Below are 16,989 nucleotides of genomic sequence, written 5' to 3'. Positions count from 1 at the left end.
ATGTTGCGATCACATTAAACCCTGATCAAGCGTTGTGGTGAAGAATGATGACAGATCAGATAGCGCAAGAAAGCGTACGGCCTGCTTGGGAAACCAGAGATCACCTTGATGATCCGGTCGTAAGTGAGCTTAATCGCCAATTTGGCCCTGATGCGTTTACCGTCCAGCCTACCCGCACTGGTATGCCGGTTGTCTGGATTAAGCGGGAACGGTTAACGGAAGTAATCACGTTCCTGAGAAAGTTGCCCAAACCTTATGTCATGCTGTTTGATTTGCATGGCGTTGATGAGCGTCAGCGTTCTCACCGGGAAGGTCTGCCGGCGGCAGATTTTTCGGTGTTTTATCACCTGCTTTCCATCGAGCGTAACCGTGACATTATGTTGAAAGTCGCACTTGATGAGAGAGACCTGAATATCCCGACTATCACGTCAATTTTCCCGAATGCCAATTGGTACGAACGTGAAACGTGGGAAATGTTCGGTATTACATTTAATGGTCATCCGAATTTACGTCGTATCCTGATGCCACCTACTTGGGAAGGTCATCCGTTGCGTAAAGAGTATTCAGCTCGCGCCACGGAATTCGATCCTTTCATGCTGACCAAACAGAAAGAAGATCTGGAAATGGAAGCCCTGACTTTCAAACCAGAAGAGTGGGGCATGAAACGTGGAACCGAAAATGAGGACTTCATGTTTCTTAACCTCGGGCCAAATCACCCGTCAGCGCATGGTGCATTCCGCATCATTCTTCAGCTTGATGGTGAGGAGATCGTTGATTGTGTTCCTGACATCGGCTACCACCACCGCGGTGCGGAAAAAATGGGTGAGCGTCAGTCATGGCACAGTTACATCCCTTATACCGACCGGATTGAATATCTGGGGGGATGCGTTAACGAAATGCCTTACGTACTTGCGGTTGAAAAACTGGCGGGTATTGAGGTGCCTGAGCGTGTGAAAGCTATCCGCGTCATGCTGTCTGAACTGTTCCGCATCAACAGCCATCTGCTTTATATCAGTACCTTTATTCAGGACGTTGGTGCGATGACCCCCGTGTTCTTCGCCTTTACCGACCGTCAGAAGGTTTACGATGTTGTTGAAGCCATTACCGGCTTCCGTATGCATCCGGCCTGGTTCCGTATCGGTGGTGTTGCTCATGACCTGCCGCGAGGCTGGGATAAACTGCTGCGTGACTTACTGAACTGGTTGCCGAAACGTTTGAATTCTTATGTCAAGGCGGCACTGAAAAACAGTGTTCTGAAAGGGCGTTCTGTCGGTGTCGCTGCCTACAATGCGAAGCAGGCACTGGACTGGGGCGTGACAGGCGCGGGTCTGCGTGCAACCGGTATTGAGTTTGATGTGCGCAAATGGCGCCCTTATTCCGGTTATGAAAATTTCGACTTTGAAGTACCGGTTGGTTACAACGGCGATTGTTATGACCGCGTGATGCTGAAAGTGGAAGAGATCCGTCAGAGTATGCGCATCCTTGAGCAGTGTCTGAAACATATGCCGGAAGGCCCGTTCAAGGCTGATCATCCACTGACCACGCCGCCGCCAAGAGAGCGCACCCTGCAACATATCGAAACCATGATTAACCACTTTTTGCAGGTGTCATGGGGGCCGGTCATGCCAGCCAATGAATCATTCCAGATGATTGAGGCGACTAAGGGTATTAACAGCTACTACCTGACCAGTGATGGTAGCACCATGAGTTACCGTACCCGTATCCGCACACCGAGTTTCGCACATTTACAACAGATCCCTTCGGTGATACGCGGCAGTCTGGTTTCTGACCTGATCGTTTATCTGGGTAGTATCGATTTTGTTATGTCTGATGTGGATCGCTAACGATGCAAAGTGAATTTAACGCAAACAAGCAGGCACGCCTTGATGTGGTCAACGTGACAGACGCTCAGATACCGGATGAGTTTGTACTGAGTGCCGGGGAACGTGATGCTATCGAGCAGGAAAAACACCACTACGAAGATCCGCGTGCAGCGTCAATCGAAGCACTGAAAATTGTACAGAAGCAGCGTGGTTGGGTGCCGGATGGTGCAATTTCGGCCATTGCAGAAGTATTAGGTATTCCCGCCAGTGATGTGGAAGGCGTGGCGACATTCTACAGCCAGATTTACCGTCAGCCGGTAGGCCGCCACATCATTCGTTACTGTGACAGTGTTGTTTGTCACATTACGGGCTTTCAGGGGGTTCAGGCGGCAATTGAAAAACATTTGAGCATCCGTCCGGGTCAAACCACGACAGATGGCCGTTTCACATTATTGCCAACCTGCTGTCTGGGTAACTGTGATAAGGGGCCGACCATGATGATTGACGATGACACTCATAGTTATGTGAAACCCGAAGAAATTGAAAAATTGCTGGAGCAGTATCAATGACAACGCATTCAGGAGTGAAAGAAATTATCCGCACAGCGGAAGCTCATCCCCTGACATGGCGGTTGCGTGATGATCAACAACCTGTCTGGCTGGATGAATACCGTAGCAAAAATGGTTACAAGGGAGCCGAAAGAGCACTGAAGGGCATGGCTCCTGATGAAATAACCACACTGGTGAAAGATGCTGGCCTGAAAGGGCGTGGTGGCGCGGGCTTTTCCACGGGGTTGAAGTGGAGCCTGATGCCGAAAGATGAAAGCATGAACATTCGCTATCTGTTGTGTAATGCCGATGAAATGGAGCCGGGAACGTATAAAGACCGTCTTCTGATGGAGCAATTACCGCATTTGCTGGTGGAAGGCATGCTGATAAGTGCTTTCGCGCTGAAAGCATATCGCGGTTATATCTTCCTGCGTGGTGAATATGTTGAAGCTGCTGTTCATCTGCGCAAAGCCATTGAAGAGGCGAAAACAGCAGGGTTACTGGGCAAAAATATTTTGGGCAGTGGTTTTGATTTTGAGCTGTTTGTGCATACCGGCGCGGGACGTTATATCTGTGGTGAAGAAACCGCACTGATTAACTCCCTTGAAGGGCGCCGTGCCAACCCTCGTTCCAAGCCACCATTCCCGGCAACAGCAGGTGTCTGGGGAAAACCAACCTGCGTCAATAACGTAGAAACCCTGTGTAATGTTCCGGCTATTCTTGAACACGGTAAAGAGTGGTACATCGGTTTAAGTGAAGGCAAAAGTAAAGATGCCGGCACTAAACTGATGGGGTTCTCCGGCCGGGTCAAAAACCCGGGCTTATGGGAACTGCCATTTGGCACCACTGCCCGCGAAATTCTCGAAGATTATGCTGGTGGTATGCGTGACGGGCTTAAATTTAAAGCCTGGCAGCCGGGGGGGGCAGGAACCGACTTTCTGACCGAAGAACATCTTGATCTGCCGATGGATTTCGAACACATCGCCAAAGCCGGAAGTCGTTTAGGCACCGCGCTGGCAATGGCAGTTGATCATGAGATCAATATGGTTTCCCTGACCCGTAATCTTGAAGAATTTTTCGCCCGTGAATCCTGTGGCTGGTGTACGCCATGCCGTGATGGTCTGCCCTGGAGTGTCAAAATCCTCCGTGCCATTGAAGAAGGGAAAGGCCAGCCCGGTGATATCGAAACCCTGGAGCAGCTCTGTCGCTTCCTCGGCCCCGGCAAAACTTTCTGTGCTCATGCTCCCGGTGCCGTAGAACCTTTGCAAAGTGCAATTAAGTACTTCCGCGAAGAATTTGAGGCGGGGATTGTCACCAGAGATTACGGGAATACCAGCCTGATTGCAGGCATCCAGCCAAACCTGCTTAAGCAGCGTTGGTAGAGAAGAATTTTTGATTAACGCCTGCCACGGCAGGCCATTGGGAAGCATGCTGACTATGGCTACGATACATGTAGACGGCAAAAATTATGATGTAAACGGGGCTGATAACCTGTTACAAGCCTGCCTCTCGCTGGGGCTTGATATCCCTTATTTTTGCTGGCATCCAGCGCTGGGAAGCGTTGGTGCTTGCCGCCAGTGTGCGGTTAAGCAATATCAGAACGCGGAAGATACACGTGGTCGTCTGGTGATGTCCTGTATGACGCCGGCCTCAGATGGTACGTATATCTCCATTAATGATGAAGAAGCAAAACAGTTCCGCGCAAGTGTGGTGGAATGGCTGATGACTAACCACCCTCATGACTGTCCTGTCTGTGAAGAAGGTGGTAACTGCCATTTACAGGATATGACGGTGATGACGGGGCATTCATTCCGTAAATACCGTTTTACCAAACGCACACACAAGAATCAGGAACTGGGCCCATTTATTGCTCATGAAATGAACCGCTGTATCGCCTGTTACCGCTGTGTCCGCTACTACAAAGATTATGCGGACGGCACGGATTTGGGTGTTTATGGCGCACATGACAATATCTACTTTGGCCGCCCTGAAGATGGCACGCTGGAAAGTGAATTTTCCGGTAACTTAGTCGAAGTTTGCCCGACAGGGGTATTTACCGATAAAACGCACTCTGAACGTTATAACCGTAAATGGGATATGCAGTTTGCACCGAGTATCTGCCAGCAGTGCAGTATCGGCTGTAACACCAGCCCGGGAGAACGTTACGGAGAATTACGCCGCATTGAAAACCGCTATAACGGCACGGTTAACCACTATTTCATGTGTGACCGTGGCCGCTTTGGTTATGGCTATGTCAATCGCGGTGATCGCCCTCGTCAGCCACAACAGCTTCGTGGTGATCAGTGGATTTCACTGAATGCCGAGCAGGTGATGCAGGGCGGGGCAGATATTCTGCGTCAGGCGAAAAACGCGATTGGTATCGGTTCGCCACGTGCCAGTATTGAAAGTAACTTTGCACTGCGCGAATTAGTGGGTGCGGAGAATTTCTATAGCGGCATTTCAGCAGAAGAGCAGCACCGTCTCGACATGATGCTGGAAATTCTGCAACAGGGTGGGGTTTATACGCCATCTTTGCGGGAGATCGAAGATTACGACGCTGTGTTAGTGTTGGGTGAAGATTTGACACAGACAGGTGCCCGCATGGCGCTGTCGGTACGTCAGGCGGTTAAGGGCAAAGCCCGTGAAATGGCGGCAGCTCAAAAAGTAGCGGACTGGCAAATTGCAGCAGTGATGAATATCGGTCAACATGCCAAATATCCGCTCTTCCTGACCAGCGTTGATGATACTCGTCTGGATGATATCGCAGCATGGAATTATCGTGCACCCGTTGATGATCAGGCCCGGTTCGGTTTTGCCGTGGCACATGCCCTGAATAGTATTGCTCCTGCTGTCAATGACCTGCCGGATGAACTGAAAGCGAAAGTAGAAATCGTTGCTCAGGCACTGCGTGGAGCGAAAAAACCACTGATTATCAGTGGCAGCAATGCGGGCAGTGATACCCTGATTCAGGCTGCCGCTAATATCGCATGGGCATTGAAAGACAGCGGAGCCAATGTCGGCCTTTCCTATGTAGCAGCCTATGCAAACAGCCTTGGCCTGGCGATGATGGAGGCACAGTCGCTGGATGTTGCTTTACAGCGTATTGCTAAAGGCGATTCAGACACGGCTATCGTGATGGAAAACGATCTCTACCGTCACGCTCCTGCCGATAAGATTGACAGTGCACTGGATAGCCTGAAAAACCTGATTGTTGTTGATCATCAGCATACCGCCATTATGGATAAAGCTAATCTAATCCTCTCTGCTTCCAGTTTTGCAGAAAGCGATGGCACGCTGGTGAATCAGGAAGGCCGTGCACAGCGATACTTCCAGGTATATGAGCCTGCATTCTATGACAAATCTGTTGTCATGCTGGAAAGCTGGCGCTGGATGCACTCTCTGCATACAACCTATACACAGCGTCAGACGGACTGGACTCAGCTTGACCATGTGATTGACGCTTGTGTCAAAGAAATGCCGCAATTCAAGGGCATCGTCAATGCTGCACCGGATGCCACATTCCGTATCCGTGGTCAAAAACTGGCCCGTTCACCTCATCGTTACAGTGGCCGTACAGCCATGCTTGCCAATGTCAGTGTTCATGAACAGCGCCAGCCGCAAGATATCGATACGGCGTTTGCCTTCTCAATGGAAGGGAATAACAGCCCGTTTGCGGATCGTCAGCAAATCCCGTTTGCGTGGGCACCGGGCTGGAACTCACCACAGGCATGGAATAAATTCCAGGCAGAAGTGGGCGGTAAGCTGCGTTTCGGCGATCCCGGTGTGCGCCTGATTGAGACTGTGGATGGCGGTCTGAACTACTTTGACAGCATTCCGGCTGCTTTTAGTGCGCAGAAAAATGAATGGTACATCGCACCTTATTTCCATCTGTTTGGTAGTGAGGAGTTATCCCAGCGGGCAGATGTCATTCAGGAGCGTATGCCTGAGCCGTATGTGATGATGAACCGTCAGGATGCTGAACATCTTAATGTGAAAGAAGGTTCCATGATGGAATTTGATTGTTCGGGGCAGCAATTGCGCTTAGCGGTGCGCCTGAGCAGCAATCTTGCTCAGGGGCAGATTGGGCTGCCATTGGGAATGCCGGGTATTCCGCCGGTTCTGGCAGGCAGAGCAGTCAATAACTTACGGGAGGTTGCATAATGAACTGGCTGACTCCCGAATTGACAGAAATTTTGATTTCTGTTCTTAAAGCGATTGTTATTCTGCTGGTTGTGGTTGTCTGCGGAGCATTCATGAGTTTCGGCGAACGCCGTCTTCTTGGTCTATTCCAGAATCGCTATGGGCCAAACCGCGTAGGGTGGGGCGGCTCATTACAGCTTGTCGCTGACATGATCAAAATGTTCTTCAAAGAAGACTGGGCACCACGCTTCTCAGACCGGATGATCTTTACTCTGGCTCCTATCGTTGGTTTCTGCTCTCTGTTACTGGCTTTTGCCATTGTACCTGTCAGCCCGACATGGATGGCGGCAGATCTGAACATCGGTATTCTGTTTTTCATGATGATGGCGGGTCTGGCTGTTTATGCGGTGTTGTTCGCCGGATGGTCGAGTAACAACAAATACTCGCTGTTAGGCGCAATGCGGGCATCAGCACAGACACTGAGCTATGAAGTTTTCATTGGTCTATCCATGATGGGAGTCGTCGCACAGGCTGGCTCCTTCAATATGGTGGATATTGTTAACTCCCAGCAGCACCTGTGGAATATTATCCCGCAGTTCTTTGGCTTCCTGACGTTCGCTATTGCGGCGGTTGCAGTATGTCACCGCCACCCCTTTGACCAGCCGGAAGCAGAGCAGGAGCTGGCAGATGGTTATCATATTGAATATTCCGGCATGAAATTCGGTATGTTCTTTGTGGGTGAATATATCGGTATTGTGACGGTGTCCGCTTTAATCGTCACACTCTTCTTTGGTGGCTGGCATGGGCCTTTCCTGCCTCCATTCGTCTGGTTTGCGCTGAAAACAGCATTTTTCATGATGATGTTCATTCTGATCCGTGCTGCGTTACCGCGTCCGCGTTATGACCAGGTGATGTCATTCGGCTGGAAAATTTGCTTGCCGTTAACTTTACTCAACCTGCTGGCGACTGCCGCAGTGATTTTGTACAACGCTCAATAAAGGGGTGATTAAACCATGACATTAAAAGAGTTATTGGTTGGTTTCGCCACCCAGGTACGCAGTATTTGGATGATAGGGCTTCATGCCTTCCATAAACGCGAAACAAAAATGTATCCGGAAGAACCGGTTTATTTGCCACCCCGTTACCGTGGGCGCATCGTTCTGACGCGTGACCCTGACGGTGAAGAGCGTTGTGTTGCCTGTAACCTGTGTGCAGCTGTCTGTCCGGTGGGGTGTATCTCCCTGCAAAAAGCCGAACATAAAGACGGTCGCTGGTATCCGGAGTTTTTCCGTGTCAACTTCTCACGCTGCATTTTCTGCGGACTGTGTGAAGAAGCCTGCCCGACTACGGCTATCCAGTTGACACCGGATTTTGAACTGGGTGAATTCAACCGTCAGGATTTGGTGTATGAAAAAGAAGACCTGCTGATTTCCGGGCCGGGTAAATACCCTGACTATAACTTTTACCGTAAGTCAGGTATGGCGATTGATGGCAAAGACAAAGGCGAAGCCGACAATGAAGCCAAACCTATCGACGTTAAAAGCCTGTTGCCATAAGGAGCGATATTCATGGAATTTGCATTTTATATCGCAGGGTTGATTGCCATTCTGGCAACACTCAGGGTAATAACGCACACCAATCCCGTACATGCGTTGCTGTACCTGATTATTTCCCTGCTGGCGCTTTCAGTCGTGTTCTTTTCTCTGGGCGCTTATTTTGCCGGTGCGCTGGAAATCATCGTTTATGCCGGGGCGATCATGGTGTTGTTCGTCTTTGTTGTGATGATGCTGAACCTTGGTAAATCAGTCGCTGATCAGGAAAGACAATGGCTGAAGCCGAGAGCCTGGATTGGGCCTGTAATTCTTTCGTCCATTTTACTGGTTATCCTGATCTTTGCTATTCACAGCCTGCCTGAAGCTGCAATCAGTGGCGAAGTGGTCAGTGCCAAAGAAGTGGGTATCAGTCTGTTCGGTCCTTACGTACTGGCAGTAGAGCTGGCATCCCTGTTATTACTGGCAGGGCTGGTGGTGGCTTACCACGTTGGTCGTGAAAGTCGTCAGGGTGAAGTACTCAGCAATCGTGTGGAGGACCAATAATGATACCTTTGGAACATGGTCTGATTCTGGCGGCTATTCTGTTTGCATTGGGTTTCACTTGCCTGATTATCCGTCGTAATCTGCTATTTATGCTGATCGGGCTGGAAATCATGATCAATGCTTCAGCGCTGGCATTTATTGTTGCCGGTAGCTATTGGCTCCAGCCTGATGGTCAAGTGATGTACATTCTGGCCATTACACTGGCAGCTGCCGAGGCGAGTATCGGTCTGGCTCTGTTACTACAGCTGTACCGTCGTCGCCAGAACCTGAATATTGATATAGTCAGTGAGATGCGCGGATGAACTTACTCTATTTAACAATTCTGTTGCCACTGCTGGGATTTTTGCTGCTGGCATTCTCCCGCGGCCGCTGGTCTGAAAATCTGTCAGCGACAGTTGGAATCGGTTCTGTCGGGCTGGCCGCATTGGTGACTCTTTGGGTCGGGATGGATTTCCATACTCAGAATGAAGCTGGTGGGTTTGTCTATAGCCAGACATTATGGAACTGGATGAGCGTAGACAGTTTCAGTATTCCGGTCAATCTGGTATTGGATGGTCTGTCATTAACCATGCTGAGTGTAGTCACCGGTGTCGGTTTTCTGATCCACACTTATGCTTCATGGTATATGCGTGGTGAAGAAGGCTATTCCCGTTTCTTCGCTTATACCAACCTGTTTATCGCCAGCATGGTGGTTCTGGTTCTGGCAGATAACATGCTGCTGATGTACCTCGGTTGGGAAGGGGTAGGGCTGTGTAGTTACCTTCTGATTGGCTTTTATTACAAAACGCCTGCCAACGGTGCTGCGGCAATGAAAGCCTTTATCGTAACCCGTGTGGGTGACGTATTCCTTGCCATCGGTATGTTTATCCTCTACGACCAGCTGGGTACGCTGAGCTTCCGCGAACTGGCGGTACTGGCACCGCAGCATATTGAAGCCGGTTCTACAGCAATCACATGGGCAACCCTGATGATTCTGGGTGGTGCAGTAGGTAAATCTGCTCAGTTGCCATTACAGACATGGCTGGCAGATGCGATGGCTGGCCCGACGCCGGTTTCTGCTTTGATCCATGCAGCAACGATGGTAACAGCCGGTGTCTATCTGATTGCCCGTAGCCATGCTTTGTTCCTGCTGGCACCAGATATTCTGCATCTGGTGGGCATTATTGGTGCTGTGACCCTGTTGCTGGCGGGGTTTGCGGCACTGGTACAGACGGACATCAAGCGTGTACTTGCTTATTCCACCATGAGCCAGATTGGTTACATGTTTCTGGCGTTGGGCGTACAGGCATGGGATGCGGCGATTTTCCATCTGATGACTCATGCCTTCTTCAAGGCTTTGCTGTTCCTTGCTTCCGGTTCGGTCATTCTTGCCTGTCATCATGAGCAGAACATCTTCAAAATGGGTGGCCTGAGCAAACGTATTCCGTTTGTTTATCTCTGCTTCCTGGTTGGTGGTTCGGCCTTGTCTGCCCTGCCGTTGCTGACAGCAGGCTTTTACAGTAAAGACGAAATCCTGTGGGGCGCGCTGGCAAATGGTCATATGAACCTGATGCTGGCAGGTCTGATAGGTGCATTGATGACCTCTCTGTATACCTTCCGCATGATCTTCATTGTGTTCCACGGGAAAGAAAATACCAAAGCGCATTCAGTTAAAGGCATTACCCATACGCTGCCGTTGTCAGTGCTGCTGGTACTGTCCACATTTGTTGGTGCTTTGATTGAACAACCGCTGACAGGGGTTCTGCCGGGTAATGGTGCGCAAGGGCATGATGGCAAGATGACGCTGGAGATTGTTTCCGGTGTGGTTGCTGTGCTGGGTATTTTGCTGGCTGCCGCGTTGTACCTTGGTAAACGTAGTTTGGTCAATGCAATTGCCAACAGTGCTCCGGGGCGTTTCTTCTCAACATGGTGGTTCCATGCCTGGGGTTTTGATGCTCTGTATGACTGGGTATTTGTGAAACCATTCAAAGGTATTACACAACTGTTACGGAATGATCCTCTGAACTCACTGATGAATATCCCTGCAATATTGTCACGCTGGGGCAATAAGGGACTTGGTTTGAGTGAGAACGGGCAGGTTCGTTGGTACGCTACCTCTATAGGGTTGGGTGCAGTGCTGGTTTTAGCTCTGCTGCTTTTGGTTTAATTAAGGGACACATTGCGCCATGCTACTACCTTGGCTAATTCTTCTGCCCTTCATCGGAGGCCTGCTGTGTTGGCAGGCAGAGCGCTTCGGCACCCGTGTGCCGCGTTGGATAGCGTCTCTTGCGATGGGGCTGACTCTGCTGCTTTCTCTGTACCTCTGGATGCAGGGAGGCTATACGCTGACCAACCCACAAGGCATTCCACAGTGGCAATCAGAATTTCTGATGCCGTGGATACCGCGCTTTGGCATCTCCATTCATTTGGCTTTGGATGGTTTGTCACTCTTGATGGTCGTCCTGACTGCGCTGCTGGGTTTAATGGCAATTCTTTGTTCGTGGAACGAAAACCAGCCGTATCAGGGTTTCTTCCATCTGAACCTGCTGTGGATCCTCGGTGGCGTGATGGGCGTATTCCTTGCCATTGACCTGTTCCTGTTCTTCTTCTTCTGGGAAGTGATGCTGGTTCCGATGTACTTCCTGATTGCACTTTGGGGTCACAGAGGATCACAGGGCAAAACCCGTATTACGGCAGCGACGAAATTCTTCATTTATACTCAGGCCAGCGGTCTGGTGATGCTGATTTCGATTCTGGCACTGGCATTCATTTACCACGATGCAACCGGCGAATGGTCATTCAGCTATGAGAAACTGCTGGATACCCCGATGTCACATACTGTTCAGTATCTGCTGATGCTGGGGTTCTTCATCGCGTTCGCTGTGAAAATGCCTGTTGTACCTTTGCATGGTTGGTTGCCGGACGCTCACAGTCAGGCACCAACGGCAGGTTCTGTTGACCTCGCGGGGATTTTGTTGAAAACAGCGGCATATGGCTTGTTGCGTTTTGGTTTGCCTCTGTTTCCTCAGGCTTCTGCGGAATTTGCACCAATCGCGATGTGGCTGGGTGTCATTGGTATCTTCTACGGTGCATGGATGGCTTTCAGCCAGACCGATATCAAACGTCTGATTGCTTACACCAGTGTTTCGCATATGGGCTTCGTTTTGATAGCTATCTATACCGGCAGCCAACTGGCTTATCAGGGTGCCGTTATCCAGATGATTGCCCACGGCTTGTCAGCGGCCGGGCTGTTTATTCTGTGTGGTCAGCTCTATGAACGCCTGCATACCCGTGATTTACGTCAGATGGGTGGCCTATGGGGACGAATTCAGCTGTTGCCGGCCATATCTCTGTTCTTTGCGGTAGCAACATTAGGTATGCCGGGCACCGGTAACTTTGTGGGTGAGATTATGATCCTGTTCGGCAGTTTCGGTAAATTTACCCTGATTGCTACGGTATCTGTGTTTGGTCTGGTTTTCGCCTCCGTATATGCTCTGTACCTGATGCAGAAAGCTCACTATGGTACGCCAAAATCTGATGAGCCATTGCCACGGATGGATGCACGAGAAATTTCCATTTTGCTGCTGCTGGGTGCCCTGCTGGTTATTCTTGGTTTTTATCCACAACCGATTCTTGATACTTCGGCAGCGGCAATGAGCAACATCCAGAATTGGTATTCAGCTTCACTTTTAACTACAAGGCCGTAATTTGCCATGACAATAACTTCTGAACAATTGATCGCACTGTTGCCGCTATTAATCGTCGGATTGACGGTGGTGGTTGTGATGCTGTCCATTGCATGGCGACGCGATCATTTCACCAACGTCACCCTGACGGTAATTGGCCTGAATCTGGCACTGCTTTCTCTCTATTTTGTCGGGCAACAGGAACCGATGGATGTCACTCCGTTGCTCCATGTGGATCGCTTTGCCATGTTCTATACAGCACTGGTGCTGATTGCGAGCCTTGCGACGACGACATTTGCCTATTCGTGGCTGGAAAATTATCCCGATAACAAAGAAGAGTTTTACCTGCTGGTGTTGATTGCAGCTGTTGGCGGTATTCTGCTCTCTGCGGCTAATCACATGGCATCGTTGTTTATCGGTATTGAGTTAATCACTCTGCCGCTGTTTGGTCTGATTGGTTATGCATTCCGCCAGAAACGCTCACTGGAAGCGAGTATCAAATATATGCTGCTGTCTGCGGCGGCATCCTCGTTCCTGTTGTTCGGTATTGCTCTGCTGTATGCTGAATCAGGCGATTTGTCCTTCGCATCACTGGGCAGAAGCCTGAGCGACAGTAAACTCCATGAGCCGCTGGTTCTGGCAGGGCTGGGGATGATGATTGTCGGGCTGGGTTTCAAACTTTCCCTCGTTCCCTTCCAGCTTTGGACACCGGATGTGTATCAGGGCGCGCCAGCACCGGTATCGACCTTTCTGGCAACGGCGAGTAAAGTGGCAATTTTTGCTGTTGTGATGCGCTTGTTTGTGCAGGCGCCTGTAACAGACAGTGAAACCCTACGCATTGTACTCACGGTGATTGCAATCGCCTCAATCCTGTTTGGTAACCTGCTGGCACTGACGCAGAGTAATATCAAACGTCTGCTCGGTTATTCATCCATTGCACATCTGGGATATTTGCTGGTGGTCTTGATCGCTATTAAAGATCACAAACTAGCAGAAGAAACAGCCGGGGTTTATCTGGCTGGTTATCTGCTCGCCAGCATTGGCGCATTTGGCGTGGTCAGCCTGATGTCCAGCCCGTACAGAGGCCCTGATGCGGAATCACTGTTCTCCTACCGTGGTTTGTTCTGGCACAGGCCAATTTTATCCGCTGTCATGACTATTATGATGTTGTCATTGGCAGGTATACCGCTGACATTTGGTTTTATCGGTAAATTCTATGTTATCGCAACAGGTGTTGAAGCCAGACTGTGGTGGTTGACTGGCGCGGTAGTATTGGGCAGTGCGATTGGTCTTTACTTCTACCTGCGTGTGATGGTGAGTTTATACCTGCCAGCACCAAAAGCACTGAACCGTGATACCCCAAGAAACTGGGCCCGAACTTCTGGTGGTATTGTCGTGTTACTCACTGCGTTACTGGTCCTGCTCCTCGGTGTCTGGCCACAGCCACTGATTGAGATCGTCCAGCAGGCGAAAAGCGTGATGTAGGGTTTACTCTCAAGCAATGATATAAAGCCCCGGTTATGACTGACCGGGGCTTTTGAGTTTATTTATGCTGCTTGTATTCACAAAATAAATTCAGCACACAATTGAATTTAATTGTGTGCTGGAAATAATTCAAATTATATCAGGGTATATTAAACAATAGGGAGGGTGTTGAATATCGTTCAATTTCTATTATTTTGACGTTTTTGTCGTACGTGTTCTGCATAGTTTTTCCATGCTGCATCTTCATCACTCCTTGAACCCCATAGCCCCCATAAGTTCCAAATGTCTCTTGAGAATTCCCAAGGTGGAGCAACGGGTTTACCATCAAGCCAAAATTGGATTTTTGCAGCAACTCTAGAATCTCCTCTATTCCTGAAAATCCACCTTAACTCTTTTCCGGTTATACTTTTTTCTTCCTGACCGTATCTATTAGGTTTAGTTTTTTTTGTAATTACGTGCAGCATTTCAATGCCATCAAGTATGAAGTGGATATGACTATCCTTAGTTTCTACACTATTACTTGTAAATATCCATGATAGTGCTACTTTACATTTTCTCCCAACCACCATATTTCTTTCTACTATATCGCTTTTCATGATTTCATCAATTTGTTCGTTATATTTTCTTTTCTCATCATCCGTAAGTTGTTGGTATGAGGTTCTGTCATTGATTGACTTCATCTTTTCCTGAAAACCACGATATTTATTGATATCATGATACTTATTATGAACATGACTAGAACTTAAGTGATTAAAAAAAGAATTTAAGTAATTACGATATATCGGATTGTCACTGTAATTACTATCATGACCTTCATCATCTATTTCTCTTTGGATCTGATAATAATCTATGTAGATAGGGGGAGCTCCAAATTTTTCATGGTGTTCACGAGCGCTCCTAAAGGCTTCTACGTTATCAACATAGTGGTTTCGCATGTCGTTTAACCCATATATCAAATCACCTACATGATATATATCTTTAAAAGGAGATTTAAAAGGCATATAACTACCCTTCTGTTATTTATAAGATATATTAAACATAGCAATGTATGGGAATAGTGCTTTAAACAATTGTTAAACATTAGTAATTAACTAATTTATTTAAGTTATATTTGTTATCATATAATATGTTAGTTTAGGAACTATCATGGTGTGTAATTATATTGACTTGATATATTATGAGATTTATTTTTTATTTGGTATGCTAATTATATTAAATTGTTACTGGGGTATGTATTTATAATGGAGTGAATGCTTATTCAATTGTATGTGTCGAACACTTATCTGGAATATTTAATTTAATATTATTAGGTATTGTGAATATTAAAATTCAACTTCAAGATGCGTATTGTATCTCTCCGTGATGCTGGAAAATATAAAGGTTTACTTAATATTACTAGTTGTAAGTTGAAGTTTATCGAGTATATATTAAAATTAGAATCGAAATTATGTGACTTTAATAAAAAGAGAGTTTTTATTTATAATCTTAGAAATAGATTGGTGAGAGTAATGAAAGATTATATATCACGATTAATAAATTATCACTAACCGCAGTAACAAGTAAAAAAACAGCGTCAGGAAACTCTCTTCTTCACTGTAATACGAGCCAACAAAATTTTGTGGTTTAACCCTCAACCAGTTGGTAGGCAAGGCGATTATGCTGTTCAATAATGACAGGAACATCCACGGTAGTTACTTTACCGTCTTCGACTACGATGCGGCCGTTGATGATGTTGTACGCCACTTTACCCGGGTTACAGAATACCAGCGCTGAGACCGGATCGTGCTGTGCGCCTGCAAGACCAATGCCTTCAAGATTAAACACAGCAATATCTGCCATCATACCCGGAGCCAGCGCACCTATATCATCACGGTTGAGGTTTTTTGCGCCCCCAAGTGTTGCGATTTCCAGTGCTTCACGGGCAGTTAATGCTTCCGGGCCGAAACCTACGCGCTGTAATAGCAGCGCCTGACGTACTTCTGCCATCATATCTGAACTGTCGTTAGAGGCGGAGCCATCGACTCCCAGCCCCACATGCATTCCTGCGTCCAGCATATGCCGTACTGGTGCGATACCGGAACCCAGACGCATGTTGGAACATGGGCAGTGTGCTACACCGGTGCCGGTACGGGCAAACAGCTTTATGCCGTAGTCGTCGAGCTTCACGCAGTGTGCGTGCCATACATCATGGCCAACCCACTCAAGATCTTCCACATATTGCGCCGGGGTTTTGTTGAACTTTTTTTTGCTGTAATCGATATCGCTGATGTTTTCTGCCAAGTGGGTATGCAGTGAAACGCTGTGCGCCCGGGCAAGTTTTGCTGATTCACGCATTAATACTTCACTTACTGAGAACGGAGCACAAGGTGCAACCACGATGCGGATCATCGCACCGCGCTTAGCATCATGGAACTGCTCAATCACACGCAGGGTGTCTTTCAGGATAAATTTCTCATTCTCAACAAGGGAGTCTGGTGGCAGGCCGCCCTGTTTTTTCCCCATACTCATGCTGCCGCGGCAAGCGTGGAAACGCATTCCCATTTCTTGTGCTGCTTCAATACTGTGATCAAGCTTGATGCCGTTCGAGTAGATATACTGGTGATCGCTGGAAGTGGTACAGCCAGAAAGCATCAATTCAGCCATCGCCGTTTTGGTTGCCACTTTCATCATCTCCGGAGTCAGTTTTTCCCAGATCGGATACAGTGCGGTCAGCCAGGTAAACAGTTCGCCGTCTTGTGCCGATGGCACGACGCGGGTCAGGCTCTGGTACATATGATGGTGAGTATTAATCAGGCCCGGAATAACAATATGTCCTTTGAGATCGATAACTCTATCGGCTGTTTGCGGTACTTCGCTTTCCGTTCCGACAGCAACAATGATATTACCCTTAATAAAGACGCAACCTCTTTTAATTTCTCGCCTATCTTTATCCATGGTCACAACCATGTCAGCATTTTTCAGCAATAGCGTTTTTCCGGTTGTTGGTATCGCACCGGGGGATTTATCTCCGATGAAATATGACACCAGTCTTTCTTTTGCAGAGGCGGGAAGTGTTGTGAATAAGGGAACCAGCAGCGGGGCTTTTACTAATAGGCGACGTAGATGGTCAGGTTCTTTATCCTTCATGGCTACTCCTAATTTTAATAAGAGACAATAAATCTTATTGTTTAATAGTGAGATGCATATTCTTCTTATTTTAGAAATCAAACTTTGGTTGGGGAGTTTGTTATTC

General features: G+C 48.2%; 13 protein-coding genes. 11 read left to right on the top strand and 2 right to left on the bottom strand.

The features are described from left to right. Nucleotides 1-44: 44 nt before the first annotated feature. Genes nuoC through nuoN form a run of 11 tightly spaced genes read left to right on the top strand, consistent with a single transcriptional unit; the run spans nucleotide 45 to nucleotide 13,757 of the window. A complete protein-coding gene (nuoC, locus tag Xsto_RS00305) occupies nucleotides 45-1,844 on the top strand; it encodes an NADH-quinone oxidoreductase subunit C/D (protein WP_193756838.1) in 1,800 nt (599 codons plus the stop codon). Between the two features lie 2 nt (nucleotides 1,845-1,846). Continuing rightward, nucleotides 1,847-2,392, top strand: a complete 546-nt coding sequence (gene nuoE, locus Xsto_RS00300) for an NADH-quinone oxidoreductase subunit NuoE (protein ID WP_099108387.1) — start codon at nucleotides 1,847-1,849, stop codon at nucleotides 2,390-2,392. Further along, nucleotides 2,389-3,753: an NADH-quinone oxidoreductase subunit NuoF gene (gene nuoF / locus Xsto_RS00295; RefSeq protein WP_099123734.1), complete on the top strand. Its 1,365-nt coding sequence runs from the start codon at nucleotides 2,389-2,391 to the stop codon at nucleotides 3,751-3,753. The genes nuoE and nuoF overlap by 4 nt, the downstream gene beginning before the upstream one ends. Nucleotides 3,754-3,808: 55 nt before the next feature. Then, complete coding sequence (nuoG, locus tag Xsto_RS00290; protein WP_099108470.1) at nucleotides 3,809-6,532, top strand: NADH-quinone oxidoreductase subunit NuoG; 2,724 nt, start codon at nucleotides 3,809-3,811, stop codon at nucleotides 6,530-6,532. After that, on the top strand, nucleotides 6,532-7,509 hold the full coding sequence (nuoH, locus tag Xsto_RS00285; protein WP_099108385.1) for an NADH-quinone oxidoreductase subunit NuoH: 978 nt from the start codon (nucleotides 6,532-6,534) through the stop codon (nucleotides 7,507-7,509). The genes nuoG and nuoH overlap by 1 nt, the downstream gene beginning before the upstream one ends. Before the next feature lie 15 nt (nucleotides 7,510-7,524). Next, on the top strand, nucleotides 7,525-8,067 hold the full coding sequence (gene nuoI / locus Xsto_RS00280) for an NADH-quinone oxidoreductase subunit NuoI (protein ID WP_099108384.1): 543 nt from the start codon (nucleotides 7,525-7,527) through the stop codon (nucleotides 8,065-8,067). Between the two features lie 12 nt (nucleotides 8,068-8,079). Beyond that, nucleotides 8,080-8,607, top strand: coding sequence for an NADH-quinone oxidoreductase subunit J (gene nuoJ / locus Xsto_RS00275; RefSeq protein ID WP_099121155.1), 528 nt, complete (start codon nucleotides 8,080-8,082; stop codon nucleotides 8,605-8,607). After that, nucleotides 8,607-8,909 carry an NADH-quinone oxidoreductase subunit NuoK gene (gene nuoK / locus Xsto_RS00270; RefSeq protein ID WP_086956183.1) on the top strand — a complete coding sequence of 101 codons (303 nt, stop codon included), beginning with the start codon at nucleotides 8,607-8,609 and terminating at the stop codon, nucleotides 8,907-8,909. Before nuoJ ends, nuoK begins: the two co-directional genes overlap by 1 nt. Continuing rightward, the gene (gene nuoL / locus Xsto_RS00265) at nucleotides 8,906-10,753 is read left to right on the top strand and encodes an NADH-quinone oxidoreductase subunit L (RefSeq protein WP_099123733.1); all 1,848 of its coding nucleotides are present in this window, start codon (nucleotides 8,906-8,908) and stop codon (nucleotides 10,751-10,753) included. The genes nuoK and nuoL overlap by 4 nt, the downstream gene beginning before the upstream one ends. 19 nt (nucleotides 10,754-10,772) lie before the next feature. Further along, the gene (gene nuoM, locus Xsto_RS00260) at nucleotides 10,773-12,293 is read left to right on the top strand and encodes an NADH-quinone oxidoreductase subunit M (RefSeq protein WP_099123732.1); all 1,521 of its coding nucleotides are present in this window, start codon (nucleotides 10,773-10,775) and stop codon (nucleotides 12,291-12,293) included. 6 nt (nucleotides 12,294-12,299) lie between these two features. Continuing rightward, nucleotides 12,300-13,757: an NADH-quinone oxidoreductase subunit NuoN gene (gene nuoN, locus Xsto_RS00255; protein ID WP_099123731.1), complete on the top strand. Its 1,458-nt coding sequence runs from the start codon at nucleotides 12,300-12,302 to the stop codon at nucleotides 13,755-13,757. 179 nt (nucleotides 13,758-13,936) lie between these two features. Here the strand turns inward: nuoN and Xsto_RS00250 are convergent, their stop codons facing one another. Together Xsto_RS00250 and Xsto_RS00245 are read right to left on the bottom strand one after the other, a co-directional pair. Continuing rightward, nucleotides 13,937-14,758, bottom strand: a complete 822-nt coding sequence (locus Xsto_RS00250) for a hypothetical protein (protein WP_099123730.1) — start codon at nucleotides 14,756-14,758, stop codon at nucleotides 13,937-13,939. Between the two features lie 622 nt (nucleotides 14,759-15,380). Next, nucleotides 15,381-16,883 carry an 8-oxoguanine deaminase gene (locus Xsto_RS00245; RefSeq protein WP_099123729.1) on the bottom strand — a complete coding sequence of 501 codons (1,503 nt, stop codon included), beginning with the start codon at nucleotides 16,881-16,883 and terminating at the stop codon, nucleotides 15,381-15,383. Nucleotides 16,884-16,989 lie beyond the last annotated feature (106 nt).

The sequence above is a fragment of the Xenorhabdus stockiae genome (genome assembly GCF_002632825.1).
Taxonomy (GTDB): domain Bacteria; phylum Pseudomonadota; class Gammaproteobacteria; order Enterobacterales; family Enterobacteriaceae; genus Xenorhabdus; species Xenorhabdus stockiae.
This window is presented reverse-complemented; position numbering and strand designations above follow the sequence as displayed.

Excerpts from the sequence above, each read along its gene's own strand:
- nuoC (WP_193756838.1), top strand. The coding sequence starts at position 45 with ATGATGACAGATCAGATAGCGCAAGAAAGCGTACGGCCTGCTTGGGAA.
- nuoE (WP_099108387.1), top strand. The coding sequence starts at position 1,847 with ATGCAAAGTGAATTTAACGCAAACAAGCAGGCACGCCTTGATGTGGTC.
- nuoF (WP_099123734.1), top strand. The coding sequence starts at position 2,389 with ATGACAACGCATTCAGGAGTGAAAGAAATTATCCGCACAGCGGAAGCT.
- nuoG (WP_099108470.1), top strand. The coding sequence starts at position 3,809 with ATGGCTACGATACATGTAGACGGCAAAAATTATGATGTAAACGGGGCT.
- nuoH (WP_099108385.1), top strand. The coding sequence starts at position 6,532 with ATGAACTGGCTGACTCCCGAATTGACAGAAATTTTGATTTCTGTTCTT.
- nuoI (WP_099108384.1), top strand. The coding sequence starts at position 7,525 with ATGACATTAAAAGAGTTATTGGTTGGTTTCGCCACCCAGGTACGCAGT.
- nuoJ (WP_099121155.1), top strand. The coding sequence starts at position 8,080 with ATGGAATTTGCATTTTATATCGCAGGGTTGATTGCCATTCTGGCAACA.
- nuoK (WP_086956183.1), top strand. The coding sequence starts at position 8,607 with ATGATACCTTTGGAACATGGTCTGATTCTGGCGGCTATTCTGTTTGCA.
- nuoL (WP_099123733.1), top strand. The coding sequence starts at position 8,906 with ATGAACTTACTCTATTTAACAATTCTGTTGCCACTGCTGGGATTTTTG.
- nuoM (WP_099123732.1), top strand. The coding sequence starts at position 10,773 with ATGCTACTACCTTGGCTAATTCTTCTGCCCTTCATCGGAGGCCTGCTG.
- nuoN (WP_099123731.1), top strand. The coding sequence starts at position 12,300 with ATGACAATAACTTCTGAACAATTGATCGCACTGTTGCCGCTATTAATC.
- Xsto_RS00250 (WP_099123730.1), bottom strand. The coding sequence starts at position 14,758 with ATGCCTTTTAAATCTCCTTTTAAAGATATATATCATGTAGGTGATTTG.
- Xsto_RS00245 (WP_099123729.1), bottom strand. The coding sequence starts at position 16,883 with ATGAAGGATAAAGAACCTGACCATCTACGTCGCCTATTAGTAAAAGCC.